Here is a 19,373-nt window from a genome sequence, read left to right on the forward strand (position 1 = left end):
GTCGCAGTGCCGGTCCAGGATTTGCTGATCGTTTGTGGTGGTGGTCACCTTTTTGAGTGGTACCGGACGGATAGCCCCCGAGTCACGCAGCTGTCTCATGTTCACCTCCCCGGCCCGCACACTGCCGGGTGACGGTGGCCGCGGCGCGTCGTGAATCGAGCCCGATGACCTGGGCCGATTCAGTTACAGAACGCCGATTTCGGGGTGAATTCCGGATGGAGTCCGACCAGGTCGCGCGGTACCGCACCGCCGTCGACGACGAGCGGCGCGGCGCGGATCTGATCGCCCGGCTCGACGCGGGCCGCGCCGCCGGCCTGGAGGTCGGCGGGCAGACCCTGACGCGGGCCCCGCGCGGCGTCGCGCCCGACCATCCGCGCATCGACCTGCTGCGCCACAAGTCGTTGCACCTCTGGCGCACCTTCCCGCCCGACGACGTGCTCCACGAGCCGGCGTGCCTCGACCGCGTCGCCGACGTCTGGCGCGCCGCCCGGCCGCTCGCGGAGTGGCTGGCCGACCACGTGGGCCCCAGCGACCGCCCTCGTCGCTGACCGGCTGCGTGACGGAGCCGCCGACCCGGCGGTCGTGTCGCCCGGCGCCCCGGCCCGGCTGCGACGGGCACCCGGCGGCGCCGACGATCGGGATCCCCACGCGCACCGGACCCGCGTGACCTGGGGATTCACCGGTGCGCGGGTGGTCGTGTCCGCTCCGTCGCCGGACCGTTCCCGGGTCGTCACCCGGCGCTCCGGTTCCGGCGTCCGTATCGTTCCAGTAGAGGGCTAGGCTGTGTCGTGTGAGTCGCCGAACCAAGATCGTCTGCACCATCGGCCCCGCGACCGCCTCGCCGGAGCGGATCCGGGAGCTGGTCGCGGCCGGGATGGACGTCGCAAGGCTCAACTTCAGCCACGGCAACCGCGAGGACCACAAGCGGGTCTACGAGATGGTCCGCGAGGCCGCGGACGCGGAGGGTCGCGCGGTGGGCGTGCTGGCCGACCTCCAGGGTCCGAAGATCCGCCTCGGCCGGTTCGCCGCCGGCCCCACCGAGTGGCACACCGGTGAGGAGGTCCGGATCACCGTCGAGGACGTCGCCGGCACGCACGACCGGGTGTCGACGACCTACGGCGGCCTCGCCACCGACGCCCGCGCGGGCGACCGGCTGCTGGTCGACGACGGCAAGGTGGGCCTGCGGGTGGTCGCCGTCGAGGGCCTCGACGTGGTCTGCAAGGTCACCGAGGGTGGCCCGGTCAGCGACAACAAGGGCATCTCGCTGCCCGGGATGAACGTGTCGGTGCCCGCGATGAGCGAGAAGGACTCGGCCGACCTCGCGTTCGCGCTGGACCTGCGCGTCGACATCGTGGCGCTGTCGTTCGTGCGCAGCCCCGCCGACATCGACCAGGTCCACAAGATCATGGACCAGCACGGCGGGCGCCTGCCGGTCGTCGCGAAGCTGGAGAAGCCCGAGGCCGTCGACAACCTCGAGGCGATCGTGCTGGCCTTCGACGCGATCATGGTCGCGCGTGGTGACCTGGGCGTCGAGCTGCCGCTGGAGAACGTGCCGCTGGTGCAGAAGCGGGCGATCCAGATCGCGCGGGAGAACGCCAAGCCGGTGGTCGTCGCCACGCAGATGCTCGACTCGATGATCACCAACTCGCGCCCGACCCGCGCGGAGGCCTCCGACGTCGCCAACGCGGTGCTCGACGGCGCCGACGCGGTGATGCTGTCCGGCGAGACGAGCGTCGGCCGCTACCCGATCAAGTCGGTGCGCACGATGGCGCAGATCATCGAGGCGGTCGAGGCCGGCCCGACGACGGTGCCCCCGCTCAACCACGTGCCCCGCACCAAGCGCGGGGTGCTGTCGTACGCGGCACGCGACATCGGGGAGCGGCTCTCGGCCCGGGCGCTGGTCGCGTTCACACAGTCCGGCGACACGGTGCGCCGGCTCGCCCGGCTGCACACCCGGCTGCCGCTGCTCGCCTTCACCCCGACGCCGGAGGTGCGCAGCCAGCTGGCGATGACGTGGGGCGTCGAGACGTTCCTGGTGCCCTACGTCGAGTCGACCGACGCGATGGTCCGCCAGGTCGACCACTCGATGCTCGCGCTCGAGCGGTTCCAGCCCGGCGACCTGGTGGTCATCGTCGCGGGCTCCCCGCCCGGGACCGTCGGGTCGACGAACTCGATCCGGGTGCACCGGCTGGGCGAAGAGGACATCTGACCGCACGGTCGCACCGCGGCCGGAGTCGCGGCGAGCCGGCGGCGTGGCCGCGGCGCGCGTTTGCGAGGATGCGGCCGTGACCGCCGCTCCCCGCCGACCCGACGTCGCCGCCGACGGCGTCGCCCGCGGGCAGGCCGTCGTCGACGAGCTCGTCGCGCTGCTCGACCTCGACGAGACCGGCCCGGACACCTTCCGCGGGACGAGCCCGGAGAGCAGGCGGTTCCGGGTCTACGGCGGGCAGGTGGCGGGGCAGGCGCTCGTCGCCGCGGGACGGACGGTGCCGGCGGGCCGGTCGGTGCACTCGCTGCACTCGTACTTCATCCGGGGCGGCGACCCGCGGGTGCCGATCGAGTACCGCACCGAGCGGATCCGCGACGGACGCTCGTTCACCACGCGGCGCGTGCTCGCCGTGCAGGACGACGAGGCGATCTTCATGATGTCGGCGTCGTTCCAGGTCCCGCAGGAGGGGCTGGTGCACGCCGAGCCTGCGCCCACCGACGTCCCCGCGCCCGAGTCGCTGCCCGACCTCGGGACGCGGCGCGCCGCCGGGCACGGTGGGGACTGGCTCGGCCGCGCGGAACGCCCGATCGACATCCGGTTCGTCGACGAGCCCGTCTGGACCGCCGACCGCGTCGCGACGAAGGAGCCGCTGCGTGCCTGGCTGCGTGCCGACGGGACGCTGTCCGACGACCCGCTGCTGCACACGTGCCTGCTGACGTGGGCGTCGGACATGATGTTGTTGAGCTCGGTCGTCGCGCGACACGACCTGAGCGCGACGCAGGTGCAGATGGCGAGCCTCGACCACGCGATCTGGTTCCACCAGCCGTGCCGGGCCGACGAGTGGCTGCTCTACGAGTGCTGGTCGCCCGCCGCGTCCGGCGGCCGGGGCCTCGCGACGGGCCGGTTCTTCACCCGCGACGGGCGGATGGTCGCGACGACGGCGCAGGAAGGGCTCACCCGGCTGCCGCGGCGCTGACGCCACCCGGCCCGGGCCTGGACCGGGCCGGGGCGGGTCGGGTATGACTTGGATCATGCCCTGCCGGTCGCGTCCGTCGGTGCGGCTCGTACGTCGTCGTCACGTCGACCACGGGCACGTCTGCTCGTGCGCGTGTCCGGGCCGCCGCTGAGCCCCTCCCGGTCACCCGCACACCCTGGAGCGACGATGCCGACCCCCGCGACGCCCACCGCCTCGACCACGGCCACCCCGACCCCTGGTGCCGAACGCGACGAGAACCTGCGCCGCATCCTCGGCGTCGTCGGTGAGAAGTTCAGCGCCCAGCCCGAGCGGGCGACGGTCCGGTTCCGGGCGAGCGGGGTGGGCGGCGACGGCGTGCGCTCCGACATCCGCATCGGGCGCCACGAGCTGGTCGTCGACGAGCCGCCCGCCCTCGCCGGGCAGGACGCCGGGCCCAGCCCGGTCGAGACCGCCCTCGCGGCGCTGCTGTCGTGCCAGGTGGTCACCTACCGGCTGTGGGCGGCGAAGCTCGGCATCCTGCTCGACGACGTGTCGGTCGACGTCGAGGGCGCCATCGACCTGCGCCGCTTCTACGGCATCGACGACTCCGGGCGCGCCGGCTTCGGCGACGTGCGGCTCGTCGTGACGCTGTCCGGCCCGGCGGGGGAGGAGCGCTACCGCGAGCTCGCCGCGGCCGTCGACGAGCACTGCCCGGTGCTCGACCTGTTCCGCAACCCGACGCCGGTCACGGTCGACCACGTCACGGCCTGACCGCACGTGCGCCGCACCGTTGCCACCCAGGGCAGGATGACGTCATGACCGAGCAGCAGGAACGACGCTGGGGCTTCCGCACGCGTGCCGTGCACGCCGGCGCGGTGCCCGATGCCGAGACCGGCGCCCGCGCGGTCCCGATCTACCAGTCGACGAGCTTCGTCTTCGAGAACACCACCGACGCGGCCAGCCTGTTCGCGCTGCAGAAGTACGGGCTGATCTACAGCCGGATCGCGAACCCGACGGTGTCGGTGCTCGAGGAGCGGATGGCGTCGCTCGAGGGCGGGATCGGCGCGGTGGCCGCGGCGAGCGGGCAGGCCGCCCAGTTCCTGACGTTCGCCTGCCTCGCCGGCGCGGGGGACCACGTCGTCGCGGCGGCCGGGCTCTACGGCGGCACCGTCACCCAGCTCGACGTGACGATGCGCCGCTTCGGTGTCGACACGACGTTCGTCGCGGGCGGCGACCCCGCCGACTTCGCGAAGGCGATCACCGACCGGACGCGCTTCGTCTACGCCGAGGTGGTGTCCAACCCCGGCGGCGAGGTCGCCGACATCGCCGGGCTCGCCGACGTCGCGCACGCCGAGGGGTTGCCGCTCATCGTCGACGCGACCCTGGCCACCCCGTACCTGTGTCGGCCGCTCGAGCACGGCGCCGACATCGTGCTGCACTCGGCGACCAAGTTCCTCGGCGGCCACGGCACGACGCTGGGCGGCATCGTCGTCGAGTCCGGCCGGTTCGACTGGGGCAACGGGAAGTTCCGGTCGATGACGACGCCCGTCCCGTCGTACGGCGGGCTGGACTGGTGGGGCAACTTCAAGGAGTTCGGCTTCCTCACCAAGCTGCGCGCCGAGCAGCTGCGCGACGTCGGCGCGACGCTGTCGGCGCATTCGGCGTTCCTGCTGATCCAGGGCGTGGAGACGCTGCCGCAGCGGATGGACACCCACATCGCCAACGCGCGCGCCGTCGCCGAGTGGCTCGACGCCGACCCGCGGGTCTCGTGGGTGCGCTGGGCGGGGCTGCCCAGCCATCCCGACCACGCGCGCGCGCAGCGCTACCTGCCGCAGGGCCCGGGCGCGGTGTTCTCGTTCGGGGTCGCGGGCGGGCGTGCCGCGGGCCAGCGGTTCATCGAGTCGGTGCAGCTGTGCAGCCATCTCGCCAACATCGGCGACGCCCGGACGCTCGTGCTGCACCCCGCGTCGACGACCCACCAGCAGCTCTCGGCGGAGCAGCTGGTCGCCGCGGGCGTGGGGGAGGACCTCGTGCGGATCAGCGTCGGGATCGAGGACGCCGACGACATCCTCTGGGATCTCGACCAGGCGCTGGCCGCCGCCGTGAAGGAGAACTGATGGACCCGGTGAGCAGCACCGAGTGGCGCAACCCGATCGCGCCGGAACGGCGCCGGATCCTCGACCGCACGCGCACCGTGGCGATGGTGGGTGCGTCGCCGAACCCGGCGCGGGCCAGCAACTTCGTCGCGACGTACCTGCTGTCGAGCACCCGCTACGACGTCTACTTCGTGAACCCGTTCGCCACCGAGGTCCTCGGCAGGCCGGTCTACCCGACGCTCGCCGACCTGCCCGTCGTGCCCGATCTGGTCGACGTCTTCCGCAAGCCCGCCGACCTGCCGGGTGTCCTCGAGGAGACGCTCGCCCTCGGCGACGGGGTGTCGACGTGGTGGCTGCAGTTCGGGCTGTGGGACGCCGACCTCGCACGCAAGGCGGAGGCCGCCGGCCTCGCCGTCGTGATGGACCGGTGCCTCAAGGTCGAGCACGCCCGTTTCCACGGGGGGCTGCACCTGGCCGGTTTCGACACCGGGGTGATCTCGAGCAGGCGCCGCACCGCCTGAGCCGAGTGCGGGCAGGTCAGGCGACGCCGGCCGTCGTCGCCACCCGCACGACCCAGAACAGCAGCCCGGTGACGAGCAGCAGGACCCAGAACGGCCAGGCGTGCCGCCGGGCGACCACCCAGGTCAGGATGCCCGCGACCAGCACCGACGCGACGATCATGCCGCCGAGCGCCCAGCCGGCGGCCCCCGACGGCGGCGGTCCCGACACGAGCAGCACCAGCACGACGTTCACCACGCCCCACAGCGCCGCGGCGAGCATCGGACGGCCGAACCCGGTGCCGGCCGCCCGCTCGCCGACGGGCGGGGGCGGCAGCTCCTCCGCGGCCGGGTAGGGCGGGGGGCCGGGCATGGGCTGGTGCGGCACGAGCCGGTCGGGATCGACGGGGGTGTACCCGGGCGCGCCACCCTCCCAGCCGAACCGCGCCGCGGTCCCGTTCCGCTCGGCCGTGTCGTCCCGCTCGACCGTCCTGTCCGGAGCGGATCCGCCGTCCCCGTCGCGGGGGTCGGGCGGGGGCGTGGCGGGGCTGGAGTCGGCCATCGCCCGACGCTAGCCGAGCCGCCGCTCGGGGCGCCGATCCGACCGCCGACGGACGTCACTGCCTCTGGTGCGTCGCAGGTGATCCCCGTCGCGGCGCACACGCCCGCGGAGGGTCTAGCCTCCCGGGCGTGTCTACCCCTCCTGTCACCGTCACAGTCACCGGCGCCGCTGGCCAGATCGGTTACGCGCTGCTCTTCCGTATCGCGTCCGGGCAGCTCCTGGGGCCCGACACCCCGGTCAAGCTGAACCTGCTCGAGATCCCGCAGGCCGTGAAGGCCGCCGAGGGCACCGCGATGGAGCTCGCCGACGGCGCGTTCCCGCTGCTCGCCGGCGTCGACATCTTCGACGACGCCACCAAGGCCTTCGACGGCGCGAACGTCGCGCTGCTCGTCGGCGCCCGGCCCCGCACCAAGGGCATGGAGCGCGGCGACCTGCTCGAGGCCAACGGCGGCATCTTCGCGCCGCAGGGCAAGGCGATCAACGAGGGTGCGGCCGACGACATCAAGGTCCTCGTCGTCGGCAACCCGGCGAACACCAACGCGCTCATCGCGAAGTCGGCCGCCCCGGACGTCCCGGCGGAGCGCTTCACCGCGATGACCCGCCTCGACCACAACCGCGCGCTCTCGCAGCTGTCGGCGAAGCTGTCGGTCCCGGTCTCCGAGATCACGAAGATGACGATCTGGGGCAACCACTCCGCGACCCAGTACCCCGACCTCTACCACACGGAGGTCGGCGGCAAGATCGCCGCCGAGCAGGTCGAGGAGTCGTGGCTGCGCGACACGTTCATCCCGACCGTCGCCAAGCGCGGCGCCGCGATCATCGAGGCCCGTGGCGCGTCGTCGGCCGCGTCCGCGGCGTCGGCGGCGATCGACCACGTGTACACCTGGGTCAACGGCACCGCCGACGGTGACTGGACCTCGATGGCCGTCCCGTCCGACGGGTCCTACGGCGTGGCCGAGGGCATCATCTCGTCGTTCCCGGTCACGACGGCGAACGGTGCGTACGAGATCGTCCAGGGCCTGGAGATCAACGACTTCTCCCGCGAGCGGATCGACGCGAGCGTCGCCGAGCTCGTCGAGGAGCGCGACGCGGTGAAGGCCCTCGGCCTGCTCTGAGGCGGGTCCGCCTGCCGTACGTCAGCAACGGCACCTTCCCGCAACCCGGTTGCGGGAAGGTGCCGTTGCTGCATTCGGCGGAAGGGGGCGCACCCCCGTGATCAAGTAGGGGTGCGCCTGGGGATCACACCATCGTCGCGAAGTGCTCGATCTCGGAAGCTTTCTCCCAACGGCGGACCAACCGGAACCGCCCCCCACCTCGGGAGAAACCGATGCGAACCGCCAGCCTCCGCCGCAACGTCGTCCGCCTCGCCACCGCCGGCGTGCTGTCCCTCGCGAGCCTCGGTGGGATCGCCGCCGTCGCCGCCCCCGCGGCCTCCGCCGCCCCCGCCGACTGCGCGTACAACCCGGGCGGACGGGGTGGCTACGGGTCCTACGTCGACGGCCTCGCCCTGAACCAGATGGACTGGGAGCAGGACCTCGCCAACGCCATCAACTCCTACCGGGCCTCTAAGGGCCTGCGCTCCCTGGCGTACTCGCGCACCCTGGCCCGGCCGGCGATGTGGGCGAGCCTGGACAGCTACAACCGGGGTTTCTCGCCGTCGAACCACGTCGACACCCGCGGCATGGGCATCGCCCAGCGCGTCCAGTTCTGCTCCGGCTACACCGGCTTCGTCGGTGAGATCAACTACTGGGGCACGGGCAGCCAGGCGTACACCGGCTGGCAGGCCGCGCTGACCTGGTGGAAGAACTCGCCCGGGCACAACGCGTGGCTGCTCAACGCCCAGGCCACGACGTTCTCGGTCCAGATGGCCTACGAGGGCGAGACCCGTACCCGCGCCCACTACACCGTGGTCTTCGGCGACCACTGACCCTGCACCGACACCGCAGGACGGCACCCTCCCGCACCAGGTGCGGGAGGGTGCCGGGCCGTGTGCGCCGGCCGGCGGGCATCGGCGCCGCCTTGCCCGGGGGCGGAGGATGGTTAGGATTGCCATGTATTCACCGGGGTTCTCGTCCGAGCACGTGGAGGCCAGTCCGTGACCGCAGCCGCCGTCCGAAGCACTCTCGCCGACCTGCTCCACGAGCCGGACGACGGCCGCATCCGCGAGCTGCACGACGGCGAGATCCGGGTGCTGCCCGAGCCCGACGAGGACCAGATCTGGCACGTGCGGCTGCTCGACCTGATGCTCGGCGTCAGCGCCCCAGAGGGTGTGGAGATCCACCACAGCACGGGCGTGCACGTCGACGAGGCCAACTTCTTCGTGCCCGACCTCCTCGTCGTCCGCGCGGGCACGCCCTTCCACGACAACGGGTTCGACGCCGCAGGCGTCGTGCTGGTGGTCGAGGTGCTGGGCCCGCTCACCCATCACGCCGACCGCATCCTCAAGCCGTGGCGCTACGCCGAGGCCGGCATCCCGTACTTCTGGCGGATCGACCAGGGGCCGCGGCTCGTCGCGCTGCGTCTCGACGAGACCCTCGGCGACGGGCACTACATCTACGACACCGAGCTGGTGCCCTGCGAGAACGCGGAGGTCCCGCACCCGTGGGTGGCCCAGATCGACATGGCGGAGTTCGTGGACCCGCCGAGCCGCCGCTGAGCCGGGGGCTCAGAGCAGCGCGATCGCGAACGCCTCCGGTGGGACGATGATCTGGTCCTGCTCGGCGGCCGCGGGCTCGGACGCGAGGAGGATCCGGGACACCCGGGCGCCGAGCCCGAGGGTCACGTCGTCGTGCCCGAGGTTGACCACGACGCGGATCCGGCCGCGGTGCACGACCAGCGCGCGCGCCTCCTCGTGCACGTCGACCTCGACCTCGTCGAGCCACGGGTCCGACAGCTCCGGCCACTGCCGACGCAGCGCGATCAGCTCCCGGTGCAGCGCGAGCAGCGTCGCGTGCGGCTCCTGGCAGGACTCGTCCCAGTCGAGCTTGGAGTCGAGGAACGTCGACTCGGCGTTGGGGTCGGGCACCTCCGCCGCACCCCAGCCGTGCTCGGCGAACTCCGCCGTACGACCCTCCCGCACGGCGTCGCGCAGCGCGGCGTCGGGGAAGTGCGAGAAGAACTGCCACGGCGTGCGGGCGCCCCACTCCTCGCCCATGAACAGCATCGGCGTGAACGGCGAGGTGAACACCAGCGCCGCCCCGCACGCGAGCAGCCCGGGGGTGAGCGACTGGGTGAGCCGGTCGCCGGCCGCGCGGTTGCCGATCTGGTCGTGGTTCTGCAGGTAGGCGAGGAACCGGTGGCCCGGGATGCGCCGGGTGTCGACGGGTGCGCCGTGCGCCCGCCGCCGGAAGCTCGACCAGGTGCCCTCGTGCAGGAACGCCCGGCACAGCACGTGCCCCAGCCCGGTCAGCCCGGCCGCGGCGAAGTCGCCGTAGTAGCCCTGCGACTCGCCGGTGAGGACGGCGTGCAGGCTGTGGTGGATGTCGTCGGCCCACTGGGCGTGCAGGCCGTAGCCGCCGCCCTCACGGGCCGTGACCAGCCGCGGATCGTTGAGGTCGGACTCCGCGACCAGCGAGAGCGGCCGACCGAGGTGCGTCGAGAGCGACTCGACCTCGACGGCCAGCTGCTCGAGCAGATGCGTCGCGCGGGTGTCGCGCAGTGCGTGCACGGCGTCGATGCGCAGCCCGTCGACGTGGAAGTCGCGCAGCCACATCAGCGCGTTGTCGATCGCGAAGCGCCGCACCTCGTCGGACCACGGGCCGTCGAGGTTCAGTGACGGGCCCCAGATGTTGCTCCCCGCGAAGTACGGCCCGAACCGGTCGAGATAGGCGCCCGACGGGCCGAGGTGGTTGTAGACGACGTCGAGCACGACGCCGAGGCCGCGGGCGTGGGCGGCGTCGACGAACCGCTTGAACCCGTCGGGGCCGCCGTAGTTCTCGGTGACGGCGTACCAGCCGACGCCGTCGTAGCCCCAGTTCCACGGTCCGTCGACGGCGTTGACCGGAAGCACCTCGACGAGGTCGACGCCCAGCTCGGCCAGGTGGTCGAGGCGCTCGATCGCGGAGGCGAACGTCCCCTCGGGGGTGAACGTCCCGATGTGGCACTCGTAGAGCACCGACCCGGGCAGCTGCCGGCCGGTCCAGGACCCGTCGGTCCACAGGAACCGGTCGTGGTCGTAGCGCCGGGACGCGGCGTGCACCCCACCGGGCTGCCAGTAGGAGCGCGGATCGGGCAGCGGGGTCTCGTCGTCGCCGACGAGGAACGCGTACGCGGTCCCGTGGCCGGCACCCTCGACCTCGACGTGCCACCAGCCGCCGGGGCTGGGGTACATCGGGTGCGGCTCGCCGTCGACGACGACGCGCATCTGCTCCTGCTCGGGCGCCCAGACCCGGTACTCGGCCACGTGCGTCGGTTCCTTCCGGTGCTGTCTGCGGTCGGGGATACGGGTCAGGCGGGCCGGACGAGCAGCGCGACGGGGTAGCGCAGCAGCAGGTCGCCCAGCCGCGGCGCGGCGCCGTCGACGGGGGTGTCGGTGAGGATGTCGTGCCAGTCGTCGGCGCCGTCGGGCAACGGCAGGACGGTGTCGCCCCAGCCCCCGCGGGCCGCCAGCCCCACCGGGAGCCGGGTGGCGACGGCGACCATCCCCGAGGCCTGCGCGCCCGGCCCGAGCAGCGAGGCCGTGCCACGCGCGAACGCGACGGCGTGCTCGGCCGCCGGTCCCGAGGCCGGCAGCGCCCGGTACCCGGCGAAGAGCTCGGGCCGGTACCGGCGCAACCGCGCCGCGGTGGCGGTCACCAGCAGCTTCGCGGCGCCGTCCGGGCCGATCTCGGGCAGCTCGCCCTCGTCGAGACGGCCGAGCGTCGCACGGCGGGCGGCGAAGTCCACGGGACGGCGGTTGTCGGGGTCGACGAGGGAGTACTCGAAGAACTCGGTGCCCTGGTAGATGTCGGGAACGCCCGGCCCGGCCAGCTGCAGCAGCTTCTGGCCCAGTGAGTTCGACCGGCCAGGGCCCTCGATCCGGGCGACGAACGCCTCGATCTCGGCGACCAGGTCGGGATCGGAGAGCACCTCGCCCGCCCACGCGGCGACGGCCTCGTCGACCTCGGCCACGGCCTCGACGTGGCTGGTGACGAGCTTGGCCTCCTTCGACGCCTTCGTCAGGTAGGCCGCCATCCGGTCGGCCGGGATCGGCCACGCGCCGACGAGGCACTGCCAGGCCAGCAGGTCCAGCGACCGGTCGGGCAGCGGGCGGCGCGCCGACCAGCGCCGGACCACGTCGATCCACTCGGCGGGCATCTCCGAGAGCACCGCGAGCCGGGCGCGCACGTCCTCGGAGCGCTTGGTGTCGTGTGTCGAGAGGGTCGTCATCGTCGCGGGGCTGCTCGCCTCGCGGGCCGCGGCGGCGGCGTGGAACTCGGCGGGGGAGACCCCGAACCGGTCGGGGGCGCCGCCCACCTCGTTGAGCGCGACGAACCGGTTCCACCGGTAGAACGCGGTGTCCTCGACGCCCTTGGCCATGATCATGCCCGAGGTCTGCTGCACGCGGGTGGTGAGCTCGCCGTGCGGGTCGGCGAGCATCGCGGCGTGCAGCGCCAGCAGCACCGGCGCGAGGTCGGGACGGTGGGTGCGCGCGACGGTCAGCGCCGTGTCGAGCGCCTCGCGGCCCTCGGGCAGGTAGCTGCGGTAGACGGGGAAGCCGCACAGCAGTTCGGCGACCGCGTCGCCCAGCGCGTCCTCGGGCGCACCGTCGAGCGCGGCGGCGACGGCCGGCACCGCGGCGGCGACCCCTGCGATGCGGCGTACCTCCGCGGCCAGGATCGTCGACGCGACCTCACGCCGGGCCCGGTGCTCGCCGCTGTGCGCCGACTCCTTCGACCCGACGTGCTCGGCCGTGAACTGGGTGAGCAGACCCGCACCCGCGGGATCGACGAACACCCCGCCGATGTGACGCAGCGCCTCGTAGCCGGTGGTGCCGTCGACGGGCCAGGACGCGGGCAGCTCCTCGCCGACCCCGAGGATCTTCTCGACGAGCAGCCACCGGTCGGGCCCGATCGCGGCGCGCAGCCGCTGCAGGTACTCGCCGGGGTGCGACAGCCCGTCGGGGTGGTCGACCCGGATGCCGTCGACCTCGCCGGCAGCCACCCAGCGCAGCACCTCGGCGTGCGTCGCCTCGAACACGTCCGGGTCCTCGACGCGGACGGCGGCCAGCGTAGACACGTCGAAGAAGCGGCGGTAGGTCAGCTCGGCGGCGCCGCGCTTCCAGGAGACGAGCCGGTAGTGCTGGCGCTCGTGCACCTCCCGCGCCGTGCCGTCGGCGGTACCGGGCGCGACGGGGAAGGCGTGCTCGTGGTAGCGCAGCTCGGTGCGGTCCGGCGACACGACCAGCGCGTCGAGCGCCTCGTTCTCGTCCTCGCCGAGCACGGGCAGCAGGACGGGGCCGGCGTCCCAGTCGACGTCGAACTTCGCCGCGTGCCGGGAGCTGCGGCCGTGGGTCAGCACGTCCCACCACCACGGGTTGGCCAGCGGCACGTCGACGCCCACGTGGTTGGGCACGATGTCGAGCAGCAGGCCGAGCCCGCGCTCGCGCAGCGCCGCGACCAGGTCCTTGCGGCCCAGCTCGCCACCGCGCTCCGCGGAGACCCGGGTCGGGTCGACGACGTCGTAGCCGTGGTTCGAGCCGGCGCCCGACTCCAGCAGCGGCGACGCGTAGAGCGCGCCGACGCCGAGCGCGTCGAGGTAGTCGAGCAGCGCGACCCCGTGCGCGAACGTCTGCTGCGCGGAGAACTGCAGCCGGTAGGTCGACGACGGGACGTGGCGGGCGGGGCGGCCGGACACGGGCGACTCGGACACGGGCGACTCGGACACGGGCGACTCGGACACGGGCGACTCGGAGGAGGAGGTCATCGGGTGGCCGCCTCGACCCGCTGCAGCACCAGCACCGACCGGGCCGGGACGACCTGCGCGGCGCCGGACGCGACGGTGTCCGGCTGGGCGGCCACGGTGCCGGGCGCCGTCGCGAGCGACGTGACCTCCCCGGTGGCCGAGTCGACCACGACGGCCCACCGGGTCCCGAACTCGGCGGGCGGCAGCGTCGCCTCGATGTCCTCCCAGTGCGCGTTGAGCATGATCAGGAACGAGTCGTCGGTGACACGCTCGCCGCGGTGGTCGGCCTCGGTGATGCCGTCGCCGTTGAGGAACACGACGACGCACTTGCCGAAGCCGGAGTCCCAGTCGTGCTCGGTCATCTCCTCACCCGACGGCGCGAACCACGCGATGTCGGGCAGCGCGGTGCGCACGTCGGGTGTGCCCCGCGAGCGCCGGGGGCGGATCGGCCTGCCGGCGAAGAACCGCCGCCTGCGGAACACCGGGTGCGCGTGCCGCAGCGCGGCCACCCCACCGGTGAAGCCGACCAGTGCGGCGTTCTTGCCCGCGAGCGACCAGTCCATCCAGGCCGTCTCGTTGTCCTGGCAGTAGACGTTGTTGTTGCCGCCCTGGGTCCGCCCGAGCTCGTCGCCGTGCAGCAGCATCGGCACGCCCTGGGACAGCAGGAGCGTCGTGATGAAGTTGCGCTGCTGGCGGGCCCGCAGCGCCAGCACGTCCTCGTCGTCGGTCGGGCCCTCGACGCCGCAGTTCCACGACCGGTTGTGGCTCTCGCCGTCGTTGCCGTCCTCGCCGTTGGCCTCGTTGTGCTTGTCGTTGTAGGAGACCAGGTCGGCGAGGGTGAAACCGTCGTGCGCGGTGACGAAGTTGATCGACGCGTAGGGCCGGCGGCCGTCGGCCTGGTAGAGGTCGGAGCTGCCCGTCATGCGGGAGGCGAACTCGCCGAGGGTGCCCGGCTCGCCGCGCCAGAAGTCGCGGACGGTGTCGCGGTACTTGCCGTTCCACTCCGTCCACAGCGGCGGGAAGTTGCCGACCTGGTAGCCGCCCGGGCCGACGTCCCACGGCTCGGCGATGAGCTTGACCTGCGAGATCACCGGGTCCTGCTGGACGAGATCGAAGAACACGCTCAGCCGGTCGACGTCGTAGAACTCGCGCGCCAGCGTCGAGGCCAGGTCGAAGCGGAAGCCGTCGACGTGCATCTCGGTCACCCAGTACCGCAGCGAGTCCATGATCAGCTGCAGGGTGTGCGGGTTGCGGACGTTGAGCGAGTTCCCGGTGCCCGTGTAGTCCATGTAGTACCGCTGGTCGTCCTCGACGAGGCGGTAGTAGGCGTGGTTGTCGATACCCCGCATGGACAGCGTGGGGCCCATGTCCGAGCCTTCGGCCGTGTGGTTGTAGACCACGTCGAGGATGACCTCGATGCCCGCCTCGTGCAGGTCGCGCACCATCGCCTTGAACTCCTGCACCTGGTTGCCGGCGCGGCCCGAGGCCATCGCGTAGGCGTGGTGCGGGGCCAGGAAGGCGATCGTGTTGTAGCCCCAGTAGTTGGCCAGACCGCGCTGCTCGAGATGGTGGTCGGTGATGAACTCGTGCACGGGCATGAGCTCGACCGCCGTGATCCCCAGCAGCTGCAGGTGCTCGATCATCGCCGGGTGCGCGAGACCGGCGTAGGTGCCGCGCAGCTCCTCGGGGACGTCGGGGTGGTTGATCGTCAGCCCGCGGACGTGCGCCTCGTAGACGATCGTCTCGTGGTAGGGCACCCGCGGCGGCCGGTCCGAACCCCAGTCGAAGTACGGGTTCACGACGACGGACTTGGGCACGAAGGGCGCCGAGTCGCTGTCGTTGCGCTCGTCGGGCTCGCCGAACCGGTAGCCGAACACGGCCTCGTCCCAGCGCACCGGCCCGTCGACGGCCTTGGCGTACGGGTCGATCAGCAGCTTGTTGGGGTTGCAGCGCAGGCCGCGAGCCGGGTCGTACGGGCCGTGGATCCGGTATCCGTAGTGCTGGCCGGGCTCGATCCCCGGCAGGTAGCAGTGCCAGACGAACCCGTCGACCTCCGTGAGGCGGACGCGGGTCTCCTCGCCGTCGTGGTCGAACAGGCACAGCTCGACGCGCTCGGCGACCTCCGAGAAGATCGCGAAGTTCGTCCCGGCGCCGTCGTAGCTGGCGCCCAACGGATAGGCGCTACCGGGCCACGGCCGCATGAGTTCCTCGTTCCCCGGCCGCGGCCGGACTGTCGGTTCGGACTGACAAGTGCCCCGAAACCCGGCGTCCCATGCCGCTCGCGGGGTGTGACCGGCGCGACGGCCGGGCGGCGGGGCGTGCTCGGGGTGTCCGCGGACACGCTACCGGTGTCGACCGACACCGCGCCGCGCCTGCGGCACCCGAGCCGGTGTCCGCCGAGGCGCGCAACCGAGCGAGGCGCGCAACCGAGCGGGCCGCAGCGGCAGTGCTCGCCGCGGTCCGCGCCGGCGGCGCTCGCCCGGGGCCGCGCCGCGGCGGCGGACGGGCCGGTGCCGGCCGTCCGGCGCGGACGCGGGCCGGGACGCTCAGCCCGCGAGCCGGGCGGGGAAGCCACCGGTGGCGATCGGGCCCCAGCGGACCGGCGTGACGCGGATCAGCGCCTTGCCCTGGGAGACCATCGCGGCGCGGTACTCGTCCCAGTCGGAGTGCTCGCCCGCGACCGCCCGGAAGTAGTCGACCAGCGGTTCGACGGCCTCGGGCAGCGTCACCAGCTCGGCGTCCCCGTCGATCTGCACCCACGGGCCGTTGAACTCGTCGGACTGGACCATGACCGAGGCCCTGCCGGTCCGGGCGACGTTGACCGACTTCGCGCGCTCGGGGTAGGTCGCGACGACGAGCCGGCCCTGGGCATCGACCCCGCCGGTCACCGGCGAGAGCTGCGGGGACCCGTCGACACGCGTCGTGAGCAGGACGAACCGGTGCCGTGGCCGGACGAAGTCGAGCAGGCCGTCGAGGTCGACCCTCGTGTTCGTGGCGATGGTGCGCGGCATGGGCCGAGCCTAGGCCGCGCCATCGGTCCGCGCCGCGCCGACGGGTAGGGTCCGCGGTGATGAGCACCCTGTTCACGAAGATCATCGACGGTGAGCTGCCCGCCCGGTTCGTCTGGTCCGACGACACGTGCGTCGGTTTCCTCTCGATCAACCCGCTCGGGCCCGGGCACACGCTGGTCGTGCCGCGCGCCGAGGTCGACCACTGGGTCGACGCCGAGCCCGCGCTCGTCGCGCACCTCACCCAGGTCTCCCACACGATCGCGCAGGCGGTGCAGTCGGTGTGGGCGCCGCCGCGCGTCGGACTGGTCGTCGCCGGGTTCGAGGTCCCGCACCTGCACGTGCACGTCTTCCCCGCGTGGGACATGGCCGCGTTCGACTTCGCGAACGCCGCCAAGACGGTCGACGACACCGAGCAGGACGCGCACGCCGGATCCCTGCGCGCCGCGCTGCGCGACGCCGGTCACGGCGCCCACGTGCGCGACGCCTGACGTGCAGCTCGTCCTCGTCCGCCACGCCCTGCCGACCAGGATCCAGCCCGGCACGGTGAACGTCGCGGGAGCCGCCGACCCCGCCCTCACCGAGCTCGGCCACCGGCAGGCCGCCACCCTCGTCACGGCGCTCGCCGGCGAGCCCGTCGAGGGCGTCTACAGCAGCACGATGACCCGGGCCGTGCAGACGCTCGCGCCGCTGGCCGCCGCACTGGGCCTCGAGCCCGTGCGCCGCGCCGACCTCGCCGAGTACGACGTCGACGACCCGCACTACGTGCCGGTCCACGAGATGGCGCGGCTCGACCCGGCGACGTGGGAGCGGCTGCGCGCCGGGCTGCTGCCCGCGCACGTCGACGTCCCCGCGTTCCGCGCCCGCGTCGTCGCGGCGATCGAGGCGGTCGCGGAGGCCCATCAGGGCGTCTCGACCGCCGTCGTCGTCGCCCACGCCGGCGTGATCAACATCTATCTCGCGCATCTGCTCGGCGTCGAACGGGAGCTGCCGTTCCCGCTGGACTACACCGGGATCACCAGGGTCCTGTGCGGGCGCGACGGCCGCCGGACGGTGCGCAGCGTCAACGAGATCGGACACGTCGCACCACTGCTGGCCGAGGTCGCCGCCGTGCGTGGTTGACGGCCGCGCGGTCGGGTGACGTCCCGCACGACGGTGTCACAGGGTCGTGACCAGCCGCGTTCAGGTCAATACGCTCGGTGCCCGACGATCTCCGGTCGCCATGGCGGCGCCGGACCCGGGGGGAGAGTGCCGTCGCGATGACCGGTCGGCTCGGGGCTGACGGCGGGGACGCCCGCCGGCCACTCGACGCCGCGGCACTCCCGCAGGCCGGCGACGATCCCGAGGCCGCCCCCTCGGGAAGACACGCTCGCTCCGTCTTCGCGGTACGTGAGTTCCGCAGCCTGTGGGGCGCCGAGCTCGTCTCCGCCGTCGGCGACCAGCTCGCGCGGCTCGCGCTCGCCGTCCTCGTCTACGCGCAGACCTCGTCGGCGGGACTGTCCGCCCTGGTCTACGCCCTGACCTTCCTGCCCGCGATGCTCGGCGGCATCCTTCTGGCCGGCCTCGCCGACCGCTACCGCAGGCGCGAGCTCATGGTGCTGGTCGACCTCCTGCGCGCCGGGCTGGTCGTCCTCATGGCGGTGCCGTGGCTGCCGTTGGGCGCGCTCTGCGGGGTGCTGGTCGTCGTCGTGCTGCTGTCGTCGGTGCACAGCGCGGCCCAGGCCGCCCTGCTGCCGCTCGTGCTTCCCGGCGAACGGTACGAACGGGGCCTCGCGGTCCGCCAGATCACCGCGCAGGCGGTCCAGCTCGCGGCCTTCGCGGGTGGTGGTGCGCTGCTCGTCGCGGTGCCCCCGCGCACGGCGCTGCTGCTCAACGCCGCGAGCTTCCTGATCTCGGGGGTCGTACTGCGACTGGGCGTCGCGTCGCGGCCCGCTCCGGTCCCGCCCGCCGACGACGGCACCGGACCCCGCTCCGTGGTGCACGACGGCATCACCGCGATCCGCGAGATCCTCGCCGATCCCGCGCGGCGCACGCTGCTGGGCCTGGTGCTGCTGGTCAGCGTCTACGTCGTCCCGGAGGCGATCGCCGCGCCGTACGCGTCGGCGCTGGGCAACAGCCCCTTCGGCACCGGCCTGCTCATGGCCGCCGACCCCGCGGGCAGCGTGATCGGGGCCTTCGCGTTCCAACGGCTGGTCCCGGCGCGGCTGCGCTCCCGGCTGATCGGTGTGCTCGCCGTGCTCGCCGGCTTCCCGCTGATCGCCTGCGTCTCCCAACCGGGGCTGTGGGCGTCGGTCGCCCTGTGGGTCGTCTCCGGCGCCCTGTCCACCGCGTTCATGGTCCAGGCGCAGGCGCTGTTCGTGCGGGCCACCCCCGACGCCCGGCGCGGCAGCGTCGTCGGCGTCGCGGCGTCGTGCCTGCTCGCGGCCCAGGGGGTGACGGTGTTCCTCGGCGGTGTGCTCGCCGACCACACCGGGCCCGCGATGACGGTCGCGATCGCGGGTGCCGTCGGGACCGTTCTCGCGGTGGGTGGGGCCGTCGCGTGGCGGTCGGCCCGGGCGGGGGGCTGACGGGGCGTCCGGTGGTCGTGCCCGCCGGGGGAGCGGGCCGGTCCGGCGTCCGGTCGTCCGGAGGTTCGGTCTCCGGTCCGGTCGGGCCGTCGGGACGGGCCCTCACGGACGCCGTCGGGGGAAGGGTCGGGATCGGCACGTCACCAGCTCTTGTTCCGCACGGTCACTCCTCGGTTCGGGGCGCGGTGGTTCGGGGCGGGGTCGGGGTCGGTCGTCCGGAGCGGATTCTCGCGACGGGGTTCACCAGGACTTGTTGCGCACGGGGCGTCCTCTCGGTCGTGGGTCGTGTGGGGCGTGTTCACCAGGACTTGTTGCTCACCGGAGCTCCTTCGGGTCGCGGGTCGGCGGTCGGGACGGTCACCAGGACTTGTTGCGCACGTCGCGCTCCTTTCGGACGGGTCTGCTCGGGTGGGTCACCAGGACTTGTTGCGCATCTGCGGGCTCCTCTCGTGGGTCGGCGGGTCGGGCGGGCGTTGCTCACCAGCTCTTGTTGCGCACGTCGCGCTCCTCTCGGATCGGGCCTGTTCGGGGTCGGTCACCAGCTCTTGTTGCGCACCTGCGTGCTCCTTCCGTCGGCGGGTGGTCGGGCGGTGGTCA

18 protein-coding genes are annotated in these 19,373 nt (G+C 73.1%); 12 read left to right on the top strand and 6 right to left on the bottom strand.

Annotated elements, in window-relative coordinates:
* Positions 1-215 precede the first annotated feature (215 nt).
* The 6 genes from PSD17_RS28570 to PSD17_RS28595 all read left to right on the top strand — a co-directional run bounded on the left by PSD17_RS28570 (position 216) and on the right by PSD17_RS28595 (position 5,781).
* Complete coding sequence (locus PSD17_RS28570) at positions 216-548, top strand: DUF2461 family protein (protein WP_339125448.1); 333 nt, start codon at positions 216-218, stop codon at positions 546-548.
* A 242-nt stretch (positions 549-790) separates the two neighbouring features.
* The gene (gene pyk, locus PSD17_RS28575; protein ID WP_339125450.1) at positions 791-2,209 is read left to right on the top strand and encodes a pyruvate kinase; all 1,419 of its coding nucleotides are present in this window, start codon (positions 791-793) and stop codon (positions 2,207-2,209) included.
* A gap of 76 nt (positions 2,210-2,285) precedes the next feature.
* Entirely contained in the window at positions 2,286-3,185 is a 900-nt protein-coding gene (locus PSD17_RS28580) for an acyl-CoA thioesterase (protein ID WP_013674994.1), read from the top strand.
* 186 nt (positions 3,186-3,371) lie between these two features.
* On the top strand, positions 3,372-3,935 hold the full coding sequence (locus PSD17_RS28585; protein ID WP_339125452.1) for an OsmC family protein: 564 nt from the start codon (positions 3,372-3,374) through the stop codon (positions 3,933-3,935).
* Between the two features lie 44 nt (positions 3,936-3,979).
* Positions 3,980-5,281, top strand: coding sequence for an O-acetylhomoserine aminocarboxypropyltransferase/cysteine synthase family protein (locus tag PSD17_RS28590; protein ID WP_339125454.1), 1,302 nt, complete (start codon positions 3,980-3,982; stop codon positions 5,279-5,281).
* Positions 5,281-5,781 (top strand): CoA-binding protein, encoded by a 501-nt coding sequence (locus PSD17_RS28595; RefSeq protein WP_103383667.1) that lies wholly within the window; start codon positions 5,281-5,283, stop codon positions 5,779-5,781. The genes PSD17_RS28590 and PSD17_RS28595 overlap by 1 nt, the downstream gene beginning before the upstream one ends.
* A 16-nt stretch (positions 5,782-5,797) precedes the next feature.
* Here PSD17_RS28595 and PSD17_RS28600 read toward each other — a convergent pair whose 3' ends face one another.
* Positions 5,798-6,319 carry a hypothetical protein gene (locus PSD17_RS28600; protein ID WP_339125456.1) on the bottom strand — a complete coding sequence of 174 codons (522 nt, stop codon included), beginning with the start codon at positions 6,317-6,319 and terminating at the stop codon, positions 5,798-5,800.
* Positions 6,320-6,447: 128 nt separating this feature from the next.
* Between PSD17_RS28600 and PSD17_RS28605 the strand changes: the two genes are divergently transcribed.
* The 3 genes from PSD17_RS28605 (at position 6,448) to PSD17_RS28615 (ending at position 8,975) form a co-directional block, all read left to right on the top strand.
* On the top strand, positions 6,448-7,434 hold the full coding sequence (locus tag PSD17_RS28605) for a malate dehydrogenase (protein WP_013674999.1): 987 nt from the start codon (positions 6,448-6,450) through the stop codon (positions 7,432-7,434).
* Positions 7,435-7,646: 212 nt separating this feature from the next.
* Positions 7,647-8,246, top strand: a complete 600-nt coding sequence (locus tag PSD17_RS28610; RefSeq protein WP_013675000.1) for a CAP domain-containing protein — start codon at positions 7,647-7,649, stop codon at positions 8,244-8,246.
* A 168-nt stretch (positions 8,247-8,414) separates the two neighbouring features.
* A complete protein-coding gene (locus PSD17_RS28615; RefSeq protein ID WP_013675001.1) occupies positions 8,415-8,975 on the top strand; it encodes a Uma2 family endonuclease in 561 nt (186 codons plus the stop codon).
* 9 nt (positions 8,976-8,984) lie between these two features.
* Here the strand turns inward: PSD17_RS28615 and treZ are convergent, their stop codons facing one another.
* The 4 genes from treZ to PSD17_RS28635 all read right to left on the bottom strand — a co-directional run bounded on the left by treZ (position 8,985) and on the right by PSD17_RS28635 (position 16,212).
* The gene (treZ, locus tag PSD17_RS28620; RefSeq protein WP_339125458.1) at positions 8,985-10,721 is read right to left on the bottom strand and encodes a malto-oligosyltrehalose trehalohydrolase; all 1,737 of its coding nucleotides are present in this window, start codon (positions 10,719-10,721) and stop codon (positions 8,985-8,987) included.
* Between the two features lie 44 nt (positions 10,722-10,765).
* Positions 10,766-13,222: a malto-oligosyltrehalose synthase gene (treY, locus tag PSD17_RS28625; RefSeq protein WP_339125460.1), complete on the bottom strand. Its 2,457-nt coding sequence runs from the start codon at positions 13,220-13,222 to the stop codon at positions 10,766-10,768.
* Positions 13,219-15,402: a glycogen debranching protein GlgX gene (gene glgX / locus PSD17_RS28630; protein ID WP_339125462.1), complete on the bottom strand. Its 2,184-nt coding sequence runs from the start codon at positions 15,400-15,402 to the stop codon at positions 13,219-13,221. The genes treY and glgX overlap by 4 nt, the downstream gene beginning before the upstream one ends.
* 345 nt (positions 15,403-15,747) lie before the next feature.
* Entirely contained in the window at positions 15,748-16,212 is a 465-nt protein-coding gene (locus tag PSD17_RS28635; protein WP_339125464.1) for a PPOX class F420-dependent oxidoreductase, read from the bottom strand.
* Positions 16,213-16,271: 59 nt separating this feature from the next.
* On the opposite strand from PSD17_RS28635, the gene PSD17_RS28640 reads away from it, so the two are divergent.
* The 3 genes from PSD17_RS28640 to PSD17_RS28650 all read left to right on the top strand — a co-directional run bounded on the left by PSD17_RS28640 (position 16,272) and on the right by PSD17_RS28650 (position 18,776).
* Positions 16,272-16,700, top strand: coding sequence for an HIT family protein (locus tag PSD17_RS28640; RefSeq protein ID WP_339125466.1), 429 nt, complete (start codon positions 16,272-16,274; stop codon positions 16,698-16,700).
* Between the two features lies 1 nt (position 16,701).
* Entirely contained in the window at positions 16,702-17,331 is a 630-nt protein-coding gene (locus tag PSD17_RS28645; protein WP_013675007.1) for a histidine phosphatase family protein, read from the top strand.
* A gap of 137 nt (positions 17,332-17,468) precedes the next feature.
* The gene (locus PSD17_RS28650; RefSeq protein WP_339125468.1) at positions 17,469-18,776 is read left to right on the top strand and encodes an MFS transporter; all 1,308 of its coding nucleotides are present in this window, start codon (positions 17,469-17,471) and stop codon (positions 18,774-18,776) included.
* Between the two features lie 413 nt (positions 18,777-19,189).
* Here the strand turns inward: PSD17_RS28650 and PSD17_RS28655 are convergent.
* The coding region (locus PSD17_RS28655) for a hypothetical protein (protein WP_339125470.1) at positions 19,190-19,373 on the bottom strand (184 nt) is incomplete at its 5' end.

The organism is Pseudonocardia sp. D17, assembly GCF_036984265.1.
GTDB classification, from domain to species: domain Bacteria; phylum Actinomycetota; class Actinomycetes; order Mycobacteriales; family Pseudonocardiaceae; genus Pseudonocardia; species Pseudonocardia benzenivorans.

Excerpts from the sequence above, each read along its gene's own strand:
- PSD17_RS28640 (WP_339125466.1), top strand. The coding sequence starts at position 16,272 with ATGAGCACCCTGTTCACGAAGATCATCGACGGTGAGCTGCCCGCCCGG.
- PSD17_RS28595 (WP_103383667.1), top strand. The coding sequence starts at position 5,281 with ATGGACCCGGTGAGCAGCACCGAGTGGCGCAACCCGATCGCGCCGGAA.
- PSD17_RS28585 (WP_339125452.1), top strand. The coding sequence starts at position 3,372 with ATGCCGACCCCCGCGACGCCCACCGCCTCGACCACGGCCACCCCGACC.
- PSD17_RS28650 (WP_339125468.1), top strand. The coding sequence starts at position 17,469 with ATGACCGGTCGGCTCGGGGCTGACGGCGGGGACGCCCGCCGGCCACTC.
- glgX (WP_339125462.1), bottom strand. The coding sequence starts at position 15,402 with ATGCGGCCGTGGCCCGGTAGCGCCTATCCGTTGGGCGCCAGCTACGAC.
- PSD17_RS28570 (WP_339125448.1), top strand. The coding sequence starts at position 216 with ATGGAGTCCGACCAGGTCGCGCGGTACCGCACCGCCGTCGACGACGAG.
- PSD17_RS28590 (WP_339125454.1), top strand. The coding sequence starts at position 3,980 with ATGACCGAGCAGCAGGAACGACGCTGGGGCTTCCGCACGCGTGCCGTG.
- PSD17_RS28635 (WP_339125464.1), bottom strand. The coding sequence starts at position 16,212 with ATGCCGCGCACCATCGCCACGAACACGAGGGTCGACCTCGACGGCCTG.
- PSD17_RS28600 (WP_339125456.1), bottom strand. The coding sequence starts at position 6,319 with ATGGCCGACTCCAGCCCCGCCACGCCCCCGCCCGACCCCCGCGACGGG.
- PSD17_RS28610 (WP_013675000.1), top strand. The coding sequence starts at position 7,647 with ATGCGAACCGCCAGCCTCCGCCGCAACGTCGTCCGCCTCGCCACCGCC.
- treY (WP_339125460.1), bottom strand. The coding sequence starts at position 13,222 with ATGACCTCCTCCTCCGAGTCGCCCGTGTCCGAGTCGCCCGTGTCCGAG.